This is a genomic window from Paenibacillus lentus (assembly GCF_003931855.1).
In the GTDB taxonomy this organism is placed as follows: domain Bacteria; phylum Bacillota; class Bacilli; order Paenibacillales; family Paenibacillaceae; genus Fontibacillus; species Fontibacillus lentus.
In genome coordinates, this window is record NZ_CP034248.1 from 3,054,098 (window position 1) to 3,067,456 (window position 13,359).

The 13,359-nt window shown below is 48.9% G+C and carries 15 protein-coding genes; all 15 read left to right on the forward strand.

What is annotated here, in order from left to right; genetic code table 11:
- Positions 1 to 89: 89 nt before the first annotated feature.
- The 15 genes from accB (at position 90) to recN (ending at position 13,358) form a co-directional block, all read left to right on the forward strand.
- Positions 90 to 587, forward strand: coding sequence for an acetyl-CoA carboxylase biotin carboxyl carrier protein (gene accB / locus EIM92_RS13605; protein ID WP_125083099.1), 498 nt, complete (start codon positions 90 to 92; stop codon positions 585 to 587).
- A gap of 63 nt (positions 588 to 650) precedes the next feature.
- Complete coding sequence (accC, locus tag EIM92_RS13610) at positions 651 to 1,994, forward strand: acetyl-CoA carboxylase biotin carboxylase subunit (RefSeq protein ID WP_125083100.1); 1,344 nt, start codon at positions 651 to 653, stop codon at positions 1,992 to 1,994.
- Between the two features lie 112 nt (positions 1,995 to 2,106).
- Entirely contained in the window at positions 2,107 to 2,514 is a 408-nt protein-coding gene (locus EIM92_RS13615) for an Asp23/Gls24 family envelope stress response protein (protein WP_125083101.1), read from the forward strand.
- Positions 2,515 to 2,583: 69 nt separating this feature from the next.
- Complete coding sequence (amaP, locus tag EIM92_RS13620; protein WP_125083102.1) at positions 2,584 to 3,123, forward strand: alkaline shock response membrane anchor protein AmaP; 540 nt, start codon at positions 2,584 to 2,586, stop codon at positions 3,121 to 3,123.
- A gap of 14 nt (positions 3,124 to 3,137) precedes the next feature.
- Positions 3,138 to 3,371 carry a DUF2273 domain-containing protein gene (locus EIM92_RS13625; protein WP_125083103.1) on the forward strand — a complete coding sequence of 78 codons (234 nt, stop codon included), beginning with the start codon at positions 3,138 to 3,140 and terminating at the stop codon, positions 3,369 to 3,371.
- 231 nt (positions 3,372 to 3,602) lie between these two features.
- Entirely contained in the window at positions 3,603 to 4,052 is a 450-nt protein-coding gene (gene nusB / locus EIM92_RS13630; RefSeq protein WP_125083104.1) for a transcription antitermination factor NusB, read from the forward strand.
- Between the two features lie 21 nt (positions 4,053 to 4,073).
- A complete protein-coding gene (folD, locus tag EIM92_RS13635) occupies positions 4,074 to 4,940 on the forward strand; it encodes a bifunctional methylenetetrahydrofolate dehydrogenase/methenyltetrahydrofolate cyclohydrolase FolD (protein ID WP_125083105.1) in 867 nt (288 codons plus the stop codon).
- A 22-nt stretch (positions 4,941 to 4,962) separates the two neighbouring features.
- Positions 4,963 to 6,324 (forward strand): exodeoxyribonuclease VII large subunit, encoded by a 1,362-nt coding sequence (xseA, locus tag EIM92_RS13640; protein WP_125083106.1) that lies wholly within the window; start codon positions 4,963 to 4,965, stop codon positions 6,322 to 6,324.
- A complete protein-coding gene (gene xseB, locus EIM92_RS13645) occupies positions 6,314 to 6,607 on the forward strand; it encodes an exodeoxyribonuclease VII small subunit (RefSeq protein WP_125085180.1) in 294 nt (97 codons plus the stop codon). The genes xseA and xseB overlap by 11 nt, the downstream gene beginning before the upstream one ends.
- Entirely contained in the window at positions 6,600 to 7,502 is a 903-nt protein-coding gene (locus EIM92_RS13650) for a polyprenyl synthetase family protein (protein ID WP_125085181.1), read from the forward strand. The genes xseB and EIM92_RS13650 overlap by 8 nt, the downstream gene beginning before the upstream one ends.
- Positions 7,503 to 7,617: 115 nt before the next feature.
- The gene (dxs, locus tag EIM92_RS13655) at positions 7,618 to 9,525 is read left to right on the forward strand and encodes a 1-deoxy-D-xylulose-5-phosphate synthase (RefSeq protein ID WP_125083107.1); all 1,908 of its coding nucleotides are present in this window, start codon (positions 7,618 to 7,620) and stop codon (positions 9,523 to 9,525) included.
- Positions 9,526 to 9,549: 24 nt separating this feature from the next.
- Positions 9,550 to 10,410, forward strand: a complete 861-nt coding sequence (locus tag EIM92_RS13660) for a TlyA family RNA methyltransferase (protein WP_125083108.1) — start codon at positions 9,550 to 9,552, stop codon at positions 10,408 to 10,410.
- Positions 10,411 to 10,621: 211 nt separating this feature from the next.
- Entirely contained in the window at positions 10,622 to 11,128 is a 507-nt protein-coding gene (locus EIM92_RS13665) for a hypothetical protein (RefSeq protein ID WP_125083109.1), read from the forward strand.
- Positions 11,125 to 11,574: a transcriptional regulator AhrC/ArgR gene (gene ahrC / locus EIM92_RS13670; protein WP_125083110.1), complete on the forward strand. Its 450-nt coding sequence runs from the start codon at positions 11,125 to 11,127 to the stop codon at positions 11,572 to 11,574. The genes EIM92_RS13665 and ahrC overlap by 4 nt, the downstream gene beginning before the upstream one ends.
- Before the next feature lie 59 nt (positions 11,575 to 11,633).
- Positions 11,634 to 13,358, forward strand: coding sequence for a DNA repair protein RecN (gene recN, locus EIM92_RS13675; protein ID WP_125083111.1), 1,725 nt, complete (start codon positions 11,634 to 11,636; stop codon positions 13,356 to 13,358).
- The last annotated feature ends 1 nt before the right edge of the window (position 13,359 follow it).

Below are 13,359 nucleotides of genomic sequence, written 5' to 3' on the forward strand. Positions count from 1 at the left end.
CATTTTGATCGATTGTGATATAATACATAAAGTTATGATGCGAAAAGGCCCGAGCTTTGCGAAAAAGCTGAAGGAGTGAAGTGTAAATTATGTTTAAACTAAATGAAATTAAGGAGCTTATCGAACTGTTGGACAAGACTTCGGTTCATGAGCTTGAAATTGAGAACGAAGGTACAAGACTATGCATTCGCAAGCCAGGCAAAAGTGAGCTTGTTCATGTTCAACCCACGATGGTCTCTCCTGCACCTCAGGCATTAGCGCCAGTGCATGCTGCATCGGTTGCTGTGGACAACGGTCAGGTCGAGGCTGCGGGACAGCATGCGGAAAGCGCGGCTGCCGATGCAAACCTACATAAGATTGTGTCCCCGATGGTTGGAACATTCTATCGAGCTTCTTCCCCGGATGCAAATCCTTATGTAAATGTTGGAGATAAGGTAGGCGTTAAGACTACGGTTTGTATTATCGAAGCGATGAAGCTGATGAACGAGCTTGAGGCAGAAGTCAAGGGCGAGATCGTGGATATTCTCGTAGAGAATGGTCAGCTCGTAGAATTCGGACAGCCTCTCTTTTTGGTGAAGCCGGAATAAATTGCGGTTAAAGGAGACCTTGTTAAAGGTCTTATCTAGCTTTCCAAGGAGGATGGGAGATTAGTGAAATTTCATAAAATATTGATTGCGAACCGTGGTGAAATTGCAGTACGGATTATCCGTGCCTGCCGCGAGCTTGGGATTTCGACCGTAGCCGTATATTCGGAAGCGGATAAGGACTCGCTGCATGTTCGTCTTGCGGATGAAGCTTATTGTATTGGGCCGACATTGGCCAAGGACAGCTATTTGAATTTTACCAACTTGATGAGTGTAGCGACGCTTACCGAATGCGATGCGATTCATCCGGGATATGGATTCCTAGCTGAAAACGCAGATTTCGCAGAGATCTGTGATTCGTGTAACATTACCTTTATCGGCCCCTCCCCGGAAGCTATAACGAAAATGGGAGATAAGTCTGTTGCTAAACAAACGATGAAAAGCGCAGGAGTGCCGGTAATTCCAGGTTCGGACGGATTGATCGACGATTTGGATGAAGCGATTATGGTTGCCCGTGATATCGGCTACCCGGTTATTATTAAGGCTACTGCAGGTGGCGGTGGCAAGGGAATTCGCCTTGCCGAGGACGAAGCCTCGCTCATTCAGCAAATTACGATGGCCCAGCAGGAAGCGCAGAAGGCTTTCGGCAATGCTGGCGTCTATTTAGAGAAATATTTGACAGGCATGAAGCACGTTGAAATTCAGATTGTCGCAGACAAGCATGGTAATGCCGTTCATTTAGGAGAACGGGACTGCTCCGTGCAGCGCAGACGCCAGAAGCTGGTGGAAGAGGCGCCATGCCCAGTGCTCTCGCCTGAGAAACGTCAGGAAATGGGCGAAGCAGCCGTTCGGGCTGCTCTCGCAGTCAATTATTCAGGTGCGGGAACGTTAGAGTTCTTGCTGGGTCCTGATGGTCAATTCTATTTCATGGAGATGAATACGCGCATTCAAGTAGAGCATCCCGTTACTGAAATGGTCACTGGGATCGATCTGATTCAGGAAATGATCTCGGTTGCCGAAGGCAATCCGCTATCATTTAAGCAGGAGGATGTTATCCTGACTGGCTGGTCTATTGAATGCCGGATTAATGCAGAGGATCCGTCACGCAATTTCATGCCTTCTCCGGGCAAGATCGGTTTCTATCTAGCTCCGGGCGGACCTGGCGTTCGCGTAGACAGTGCTGCTTATCCGGGATATGTCATATCGCCGCATTATGATTCTATGATTGCCAAGCTGATCGTTTGGGCTCCAACCCGCGAGGAAGCGATTGCGAAAATGAAGCGGGCCTTGGCCGAATTTGCAATTGAAGGTATTCATACGACCATTCCGTTTCATCAGAAACTATTGGATCATCCCGTGTTTATTAGAGGGGATTTCGATATTAAATTTTTGGAAGAAAATGAGATCTAGATTTCGCTGATTGTTTGTCATAATGATGCTGAAATGATATAGTATTTATAATAAGTGGCAAGCCTCTTTGTCGTGAGGTTTTGTCAAACTTATTGAGAGGTGGATGATAGTTATGAGTACATTGCCTACGGAATTTGAACGTACGGATATCGGAGAAATTCAAATTGCACCCGAGGTTATCGAAGTGATTGCCGGCCTTGCTACGGTTGAAGTTAAGGGTGTTGCTGGCATGAGCGGCGGATTCGCTGGCGGTATTGCCGAACTGCTTGGCAGAAAGAACTTGTCCAAGGGTGTAAAGGTTGAGGTTGGTCAGCGTGAAGCGGCTGTTGACGTTTCCGTTATTGTTGAATATGGCAATCGGTTGCCCGAGGTAGCTACGGAAATCCAACGCAATGTGAAGCGTTCGATCGAAACGATGACCGGACTGACTGTGGTAGAGGTTAACGTACATATTCACGATGTCATTTTCAAGACGGTCGAGAGAAGTGAAGAGACGGAACTGAGCCATAGGGTGAAATAATGATCAAGTTAAGAACCCCCGACGATCACCGTCAGGGGTTTACTATAATTTAAGGAGGCTCTATCCGTCGTGCCCAAAATTTTGGACAGACTTTTGCTATTTATTTACAGCTTAAGTATCGGAATACTATCTGTAATCGCCGTCCTCCTAGTGACGAATGCCGTGCCTGTTGATTTGAAGCAATTTCATGGGAGCTCTTGGATTATTGCTGCGATTAGCGTATCGGCTGTGTTGTTTCTGCTTAGCATTCGCTTCTTTTACATTTCGATCAAACGTGATCGCGGTTCGCTCCCGTCCATTGATCAGCGAACGGAATATGGGGATATTCAAATTTCGGTGGAGACGATTGAGAATTTATCCTACAAAGCAGCTTCCCGGGTACGAGGCATTCGCGACGTGAAGACGCGTATCCGTATTACGGACTCCGGGCTAGAAATTATTGTCCGTGCCCTGGTGGACGGTGAGACTTCCATTCCGGAGCTTACGGAGGAAGTGCAGAAGCAGGTACATGATTATGTCGAGGAAATTACCGGAATTCCCGTTTCTTATGTTTCGGTGTATATTGCTAACCTTGTGCAATCTCCTGTTATCAAAAGCCGGGTTGAATAGGGGTGAAGATCCCGATGAATTGGAAGCAATTGTGGGAGGGTTACAAGGGACGCTTGCTGGGAACGGCGGCAGCGATACTATTTATTCCCATTTATCTGTTTTTCGGATTTTGGAACATGTTATTTTGTGCGCTTCTCCTTTATGTCGGTTATACGATCGGCAAGTATAAGGATCTTGACCAAGGCTCGCTCATCCCATGGAGAGAGCTGTTGGACTGGTTGAATGCGCGCTGGCGCCCTTTTAAATGATTCCCGTGATATGCTGTCCTCCGGAAAAAGAGCTGCATTTTATCTTGCCCATTTTTGTGGAGAGAGCATGTCACGGGTTTTTTTGTTTGAAAATTACGGCGAAATAAGCATTCCAATCGGAAAGGAACATAATAAAATTCAGCAAAGTGTCATAGAACTTGAGCATTTTGGTTCATCATTTAGGATAGGAAGTATAACACGTTGTTCTTATGGAGGTTAAGGAGGAAGCACATGAAACGGAGACTAGCACGAGAAATTGCGATCCAAAGCTTGTACCAAATGGAGATGAACGAGGTTGGTGCGGAGGAAGCAGTATCTATACTTATTGCAGAGGCTGCCGGTGAGAATGAAAGCGAAGTTGAATTGTCAGACGTGAATAAGACGACATCTTTTGTATTGGAGCTCGTAAATGGAACTTGGGAGCACAAGGCAGCTATTGATGAAATGTTGGGCGATTATTTGAAAAATTGGCAGGTTAGTCGGCTGTCCAAGGTGGACAGGCAGATTTTGAGATTAGCTGTATATGAAATGGTATTTCGCAACGATGTGCCCGGCAAAGTAGCTGTTAACGAAGCGATCGAGTTAGCCAAGCATTTCGGCGTAGAGGAATCCGGAAAGTTCGTCAATGGTGTGCTTGGTAAGATGATTCATGAACTGGAAACATTAAAAAACAAAATCTAAAAATGACAAGGGGAGAAGTCTATGTCAGCACCAATTATTAATGGAAAACAGGTTTCGGAAGAAATCAGAACTAATCTTCGCAAAGAAGTGGAGCAGCTTGCTGGGAAGGGCTTTACGCCTGGGCTGGCCGTTGTACTGGTGGGTGAGGATCCGGCATCCCAAGTTTATGTACGCAACAAGGAGAAGGCTTGCCACGATCTGGGGTACTACTCCGAGGTCCACCGGTTGCCTGCTTCCACCACGCAAAAAGAACTGCTTGACCTCGTGGACAAGCTGAATAGCCAAAGCAATATTCACGGTATTCTTGTTCAGCTTCCGCTGCCAGGCCATATCGAGGAGAAGGCGGTTATCGATGCGATCGCAGTGGAGAAAGACGTGGACGGCTTCCATCCGGTCAATGTAGGCAACCTGGTGATCGGCGATGATAGTTTACTTCCTTGCACGCCAGCCGGCGTAATCGAGCTTATCAAGCGTACCGGAATCGAAATATCCGGCAAGCATGCCGTCGTCATCGGTCGCAGCAATATTGTCGGCAAACCGGTGTCCCTGCTGCTGCAGCGCGAGAATGCAACGGTTACGATGTGCCATTCCCGCACGGCGAATATGAAGGAGCTGACGAAGCAAGCAGATATCCTCGTTGTGGCGATCGGAAGGGCTAACTTTGTGGACGCTTCCTATGTGAAGCCGGGAGCGGTCGTAATTGACGTAGGGATGAACCGCCTCGATAACGGAAAATTAGCGGGAGACGTTGATTTTGAAAGCGTGAAGGAAGTATCCGGCCCAATTACTCCAGTTCCCGGCGGTGTTGGCCCAATGACGATTACGATGCTGATGCAAAATACGCTGATTGCAGCCAAGCGGTTTCAGTACTCGCCTGAGCTGAAATGATAAAGGGGGAAGGTAAGACCCCATGGAGCAAAAAATTTATTCGATTAAAGAATTGAATCGCTATATCCGCATGAAGATGGAGTCTGATAAGCTCCTCTCCGAGGTATGGATTCGCGGGGAAATATCCAATTTTACGCATCATTCCAGCGGACATATGTATTTTACGCTGAAAGATAAGGACAGCCGGATTAAGAGCATCATGTTTGCTTCACATAATCAGCGGCTGCCTTTTATCCCGCGGGAGGGAACCCGAGTTATTGCCCGGGGCAATGTGTCGGTCTACGAGCGGGACGGGCAATATCAGTTCTATGCGACACAGATGCAGCCCGACGGGATCGGCAGTCTGTATTTGGCCTTCGAGCAACTGAAGCAGAAGCTGGAGGCCGAAGGGCTGTTCGCGCCGCAGCGGAAGCGGTCTTTGCCTGCGTTTCCTCGCGTGATCGGTGTCATTACGTCCCCGACCGGCGCCGCCGTTCGGGACATTCTGACAACGCTTGAACGCCGCTATCCGCAGGCTAGGGTCGTCCTGCACCCTGTACTGGTGCAGGGTAAGGGCGCGGCGCCGTCCATCGTCAAGGCCATCCGGACGATGAATGCGCTCGGTGAGGCCGACGTACTGATCGTCGGCCGGGGCGGCGGCTCGCTCGAGGAGCTGTGGGCGTTCAACGAAGAGGCGGTCGCGCGCAGCATCTACGACTCGGCGATCCCCGTCATCTCGGCCGTCGGCCACGAGACGGATTTTACGATCGCCGATTTCGTCGCTGACCTGCGGGCCGCCACGCCCACCGCCGCCGCCGAGCTCGCCGTGCCGCACGCCGCCGAGCTACGCGAGCAGCTGCGCCAGCTCGAGAGGGTGCTGCAGCAGGGCTTGCAGCACCAGCTCCGCCAGGCGCGCGAGCGGCTGCGGCGCCTGGCGGCATCGCCGGCGCTGCGCCAGCCGCAGCGCAGCCTGCTCCAGCACGCGGAGCGGCTGGACATGCTGCAGGCGCGGCTTGAGCGCCGCATGCGGGCGCAGGCTGAGCTGACGGGCGCGGCGCATGCTCGCCTGCATCAGCGGCTGCTGCGTTATCACCCGCAGGATACGCTGGCGTTGACGAAGCGGCGCCATGTGGATGCTGAGCGGCTGCTGCGCGCTGCAATGAACGGCACTTTGAAGGAAAAGAGCCAGAAGCTGGCATACAGCATTAGGCAGTTAGATGCCCTAAGCCCACTGAAGGTAATGGCTAGGGGATACAGTCTTGTGTATGACGAGAAAGGGCAGCGCTTGGTGAAGTCGCTGAATGATGTAGAGCCTGGAGATTTGGTCAAGGTAAAGCTGACCGATGGTGAGCTGGATTGCCAAGTATGGGGCATGAGGGGGGAAGGTGACGGCCATGGAGACTGAGAAGCAGAATCAAAAGGAACTGCTGGAGCAACAAGGGCAGGATTACAGCTTTGAGCAAGCGATGAACGAGCTGGAGGAAATCGTATCCCAATTGGAACATGGAGACGTTCCGCTGGAGAAGGCGATCGATCTTTTTCAAAAAGGAATGCAATTATCGCAATTATGCGGCCATAAATTATCGCAGGTTGAACGTAAAATTGAAATGATCATGGAGGCCGACGGAGAGATCGTAAAGAAGCCCTTTGATCCAATGATCGAAGAGAGCGGTGATTCGGTTGGATAAGCTTGCGATCACCCCATATCTCGATGAAATATCTGTTCTTATAACCTCTCATTTACAGCAGGTTCTTCCGGCAGCATGGGAAGTGCCTGCGCGTCTAAAGGAAGCTATGAACTACTCTTTAATGGCAGGCGGCAAGCGTCTCCGTCCGCTGCTTGTTATTGCTGCCGCAGAGGCGCTACAGGGAAGTCGCGAAGCAGCGATCCCTGTTGCCTGTGCCGTTGAGATGGTTCATACATATTCCCTGATTCATGATGATCTCCCGGCTATGGATGATGATGATTTCCGCCGAGGTAAGCCGACGAACCATAAAGTGTTCGGGGAGGCCATGGCTATATTGGCAGGTGACGCGCTGTTGACCCATGCTTTTTATAGTGTCGTTCAGGCCAGCAAGCAACATGGGATTCCCGCTGAAGCCGCGTTGGCCATTGTAGAGGATCTGGCACGTTTTGCCGGGCCTTCGGGCATGGTCGGCGGACAGGTTGCCGATATGGAAGGGGAGCAGGGATTGACTGAACTTGATCAGCTGCGTTATATCCACGAGCATAAAACGGGGGATTTGATCGTATTCTGCCTGAAGGCGGGAGGGCGAATTTCTGCCGCTTCCTCAGAACAGCTGCAAGCCTTGGAGACTTTTGGCCGCTCGATCGGACTCGCTTTTCAAATCCAGGATGACATTCTTGATTTGATTGGAGATGAGAGCAAGCTGGGCAAGAAGACACAAAGCGATGTTAAGCAGCAGAAGGTTACGTATCCTTATTTTACTGGTCTGGAGGGGTCTCGGGCTGAAGTTGAGCGCTTGACTAAAATTGCCAAGGAAGCGATTTCAAATGGAGTCATTCCTCATCCTGAGCGTCTGATCGGCATCGCCAATTACTTAGTGCATCGGGATCATTAGGCAACGAACGTAGAGCTGAACATGGATAACTTCGACAAAAGTTATTCATATGTTATAATTAGTGTCATTATATTAGCAACATGAGAAATCCAATGAAGGAAGCGGGGAATTCGCTTTGCTGCTCTCTCAAATTCATGAGCCCAACGATCTGAAACAATATTCAATCGAACAATTGGAGCCAATAGCTGCTGAGATTCGCCAGTTTCTAATAGAGAAGCTGTCTATGACAGGAGGACATCTTGCGTCCAATTTGGGTGTGGTGGAGCTTACAATCGCGCTGCATTATTGCTATAACAGTCCTAAAGATAAGTTTATATTCGACGTAGGTCATCAGGCGTATGTCCATAAAATTCTAACCGGACGCAAGGATCGCTTTGATACGTTGCGTAAGCATAATGGCTTGTGCGGATTTGTTAAGCGGTGTGAAAGTGAGCACGACGTATGGGAAGCTGGGCACAGCAGCACATCCCTTTCGGCAGCTATGGGTATGGCGCTAGCTAGGGATCTGAAGGGCGAAGACAACAAAGTCGTTGCCATTATTGGCGATGGTGCATTGACAGGCGGCATGGCCCTTGAAGCGTTGAATCATATCGGTCATGAACAAAAGGACTTAATGGTTGTTCTGAATGATAATGAAATGTCGATTGCGCCTAATGTCGGGGCAATGCACAATTATTTGACGAAAATCAGATCTGATAGGAATTACTTGCGTGCCAAAGACGAAGTAGAGCAATTGCTCAAAAAAATTCCAGCGATCGGCGGCAAGCTGGCCAAAACGGCGGAGCGGCTAAAGGATAGCTTGAAATATATGATGGTGCCTGGGGTTCTTTTTGAAGAACTCGGCCTTACCTATTTAGGTCCGGTAGATGGCCATGACCTGGCTGGATTAGTCGATGCATTTAACCAAGCCAATAATGTAAGTGGCCCAGTGTTGGTTCATGTGCTGACGACGAAAGGGAAGGGCTACACGCCTGCGGAAAAGGATTCCCACAAATGGCACGGAATTACGCCGTATAAGATTGAATCGGGTCAATTGCTTAAGGCGGTAGGCAATCCGATGTATACGGAGGTCTTCGGTCAGACGCTAATCGAATTAGCGGAGAAGGATCAGCGTATCGTTGCGGTGACGCCGGCGATGCCGGGAGGCTCCGGCTTAGTGAAGTTTGCGGAACGATTCCCGGATCGGATGATCGACGTAGGTATTGCTGAGCAGCATGCGGCTACGATGTGCGCTGCACTGGCAATGGAGGGGATGAAGCCGGTTTATGCGGTGTATTCCACGTTTATGCAGCGGGCATACGATCAAATCGTGCATGATATATGCCGTCATAATGCGAACGTCATGTTTGCGATTGATAGGGCTGGCTTTGTAGGAGCGGATGGGGAAACGCATCAAGGGGTTTATGATATCGCCTTTATGCGCCACATTCCGAATATCGTGCTGATGATGCCGAAGGATGAGAATGAACTGCGCCATATGATGAAAACGGCGCTAGAATATAATGATGGCCCGATTGCATATCGTTACCCGAGGGTCAATGTTCCCGGAGTCCCGCTCGACAAAGAGTTAGTCCCTATCCCGATCGGGAGCTGGGAGAAGGTTCGTGAAGGGGATCAGGTGGCGATTATTTCTGCCGGTCCTATGGTGCAGGTTGCGGAAGAAGCAGCCGAGGTGCTGAAAAAGGACGGTGTTAATGTAGCTGTTGTAAATGCACGCTTCCTTAAGCCGTTAGATGACAGCATGCTGCTTAGCTTGGCAAACGCTGGTACGCAGCTGATCGTGCTAGAAGAGGCATCGCAAGCAGGCAGCTTGGGAAGTGCGGTGCTGGAGTTCTATGCTGAGCAGGGATTATCAGGAGTCGATGTGTCCTTAATGGGCATTCCGGATCGCTTCATCGAGCACGGCAGCATTAAAGAGCAGCTGGAAGAGGTCGGGTTAACGGCCGAAGCGGTGGTGAAGGAAATACAACAGCACCGTGCAGAACATCAATTTACTTTTGGCAAAAAAGTAAAACCATCATAACAAGACAAAAGTCAGGAGAATGTTATGGCTGTTTCCAAAGAACGTATCGATGTCTTGTTGGTCGAGCAAGGATACTTCGATAGTAGAGAAAAGGCCAAGACCGCTATTATGGCTGGACTCGTATTCGGAAATCAGGAGCGGATCGAAAAGGCTGGAACCAAAGTCCCAAGAGATACAAAAATAACGGTTAAGGGAGCTATTCATCCGTATGTAAGCCGGGGCGGGTTGAAGCTTGAAAAAGCGTTGAAGCACTTCCATATCGATATGAGGGAAAGGGTTATGCTCGACATCGGCTCTTCAACCGGCGGTTTCACGGATTGCGCCCTTCAGCATGGTGCTCGTTACGTGTATGCGATCGATGTGGGATATAATCAGCTGGATTGGTCGCTGCGAAACGATGAGCGTGTGAATGTCAAAGAACGAACCAACTTTAGGTACATGACGCCTGCAGATTTAGATGGTCCGCCCCCTAACTTTGCCAGCATCGACGTATCGTTTATATCACTGCGGATTATTTTGCCGCCGCTCATTGTTCTGTTGAATAAACCAGCGGATATCGTTGTTTTGATCAAGCCGCAATTTGAAGCAGGGCGCGAGAAAGTCGGAAAATCGGGGGTTATCCGCGAGCCCAAGGTGCATCAGGAGGTCTTGGAGAATGTACTTGGTTTCGCGACCGAACTAGGGTACACTTTGCAGGGACTAACTTTCTCCCCAATTACGGGCGGAGAAGGAAATATCGAGTTTTTGGCCCATTTGAGACTACTGCTTCCTGAAGAAACCGAGCAACGTGCTGATGCGGAAATATTACAGCACATTCGCGAAAACTCACTTCGTGTTGTGCAAGAAGCAAAGGATACATTTATTACGAAAAGCCCATCTTATTGATGGGTTTTTTATTTATGTTGCAGATTATAATCTATAACCACCATGACGCTGAAGATTTTTCTATACATTTATTCATGAAGATATTGCACACAGAACATGTGTTCGTTTATAATAGTTTCATACGAATAAATATGTACTGATGTTTAACAATATCCACATGGGAACAGGAGGTTATTCAAAAACGTCGAATTAATCATCTGAGGTGGTTTCGATGGATGAATATACCGATGGTTTTCTCATGGTGGTCATTGCAGGAATTGTGCTCTTCCTCCTTTACAGGGGGGTTAGAATCTGGCTACGTAAACCATTCACGCTCGGCTCAGGGATCGGCTTTGAATTTAATGAGAACATACAGGAGCATCCAGCCGTTGATTTGCTGGAATCTGCGGGCTATGAGATCGTAAGCGACAAGTTGAAGGTTCCGCTGGCATTTCGAGTGGAGGCCCAAGTGATGCACAGTCGGCTATATATCGATTACGTTGTGAGGAAGCATGGAGAATACTATTTAGTGAGGAGAACAAGGGAGCGTCAGCCTTTGGAATGGACAGGCGCTGGACTTCGCAGGGATATTCTGCCTTATCTCCTCCTATATCCTGATTGTGCTGGGGTGCTCTATATCGATGTTGAGATGGGACTAATCAAAGAAATCACCTTAAGTACTGATTTGGATGATGCTGAGCAGGCATCGCATATTACAGATATATGGAGGACGAGATGAAGGGTCAACGGCATATTAAAATTAGGGAAATTATTTCCGGTCATGAGATCGAAACACAGGATGAGCTTGTAGAAGCACTGCGCCAGGCAGGGTTTCAGGTGACGCAGGCGACGGTATCTCGCGATATTAAGGAGCTTATGCTCATTAAGGTGCCTACTGATGATGGAAAGTATAAATATTCGCTGCCCACGGCGCAGCGCTATAATCCGGTACAGAAGCTGCAGCGGGCGCTTGTAGACAGCTTCGTTCATATCGACCATACCGGCAATTTAGTTGTGATGAAATGCTTGCCGGGGACAGCCAATTCAGTCGCAGTTCTGCTTGATAATATGGAATGGCCCGATCTTCTCGGAACGATTTGCGGGGATGATACGATTTTGCTGATATGCCGCGATGAACAGTATAGCCATTACGTTATTGATCAAATTATGGCATTTATTTCGTAATAGGCGGATTAATTATTTATTGTTGTAGATGTAATCATTGGCGAAGGGAGTGCCGTGACTTGCTGGTTCATTTATCCATTCGAAATTTAGCCGTTGTTGAAGCGGTTGATGTCACGTTTGACCGAGGCTTTCATGTGCTAACTGGTGAGACCGGGGCAGGTAAATCAATTATTATAGATGCGCTAGGGCTCATATCCGGCGGCAGAGGCTCTGCCGATTTGATCCGCTATGGCTGCGACAAGGCGGAGATGGAAGCCGCTTTTGAGTTGAAGGAACAACATCCCGTTTGGGCTATTTTGTCCAAGCTTGGCATTGCTGCGAATCCTGGAGATGCGTTAATTATTCGACGCGAAATTAGTGCTCAAGGGAAGAGTACAGCCCGCATTAACGGTCAACTGGTTAATTTGTCCATGCTGCGCGAGGTGGGCGAAAGCTTGATTAATTTACACGGTCAGCATGAACATCAGACCCTATTGCATCCAGAGAGGCATTTGAAGCTGCTTGATGCTTTTGGTGCTGATGACATTTCGCATGTAAAGGCAAGGTATCAGGAAGCTTATTCGGCCTTTCAACAAGTCGATAGAGAATGGAGAGAACTGCAAAGCACTAGTCAACAAGCGCTGCAAATGCTTGATTTATATCGTTTTCAACTGGAGGAAATTGCAGCCGCTGCACTGAAGCCAGGCGAAGATGAATTACTTTCTGAAGAAAAGGTCAAGCTATCCCATAGCGAGAAAATGATGGATTCCGTATCTGGAGCATATAATTTGCTCTATGGTCCCGAAGGACTAGAAGCCATTGCAAAAGCGATATCCCGATTAGAGGACGTGGCGAGTTATGATCCGAAGGGAATTTCGCCGTTGTTAGAGCAATTGAAATCGGCATATTATTTGCTTGAGGATGCTTCGTTTGGATTACGAGATTACCGCGACAACATTGAGTTTAATCCAGATCGTCTAGAGGAGGTTGAGGAACGTTTAGATCTGATCTCCTCGCTCCAGCGGAAGTACGGAGACGATGTCAAAGGAATTCTTCAATATTATGAGCAGATTTCTCTTGATACAGACATGCTTGAGAACAAGGACGAACGATTGGAGAAGCTAACTACGCAGCGGGAAGAACTGCTTCAGGTTGCACTTAAGGAAGCAGCAATGCTTAGCGAGGTGCGTAGGCAAAAGGCTGTAGAGCTTGCGCAGCAAATTGAGGTGGAGCTTAAGGATTTGCAAATGGGTCGTACGAAGATTGAAGTCAAGCTGGAAGTAGCTGACGATCCTCAGGGAGTGGCATGGAAGGGCCGCTTGGTACGTCTTAGCAAACAGGGGATGGATAGTGCGGAATTCCTAATATCGCCTAACCCTGGCGAGCCCCTTCGCTCCCTGAGCAAGATTGCCTCTGGCGGGGAATTATCCCGAATTATGCTCGCATTGAAGAGCATTTTTGCCCGCCATGACGAGGTGCCTGTGTTGATTTTTGATGAGGTTGATACTGGGGTTAGCGGTCGGGCAGCACAGTCTATCGCGGAGAAGCTGTATCGTCTGTCTGGTACGTGCCAGGTGTTCTCAATTACCCACCTTCCCCAAGTCGCGTGTATGGCGGATCAGCAATATTTAATCGAGAAAATCGTGACAGCAGGCCGTACGATGACCAGGGTGGAACATTTGGAGGAAGACGGACGAATTAATGAGCTTGCCCGTATGCTTGGGGGCGTAGAAATTACTGATCGGACACGTCATCATGCGCAGGAAATGCTTAAATTAGCCGAAGCACAGAAGGATGCGAAGTGAC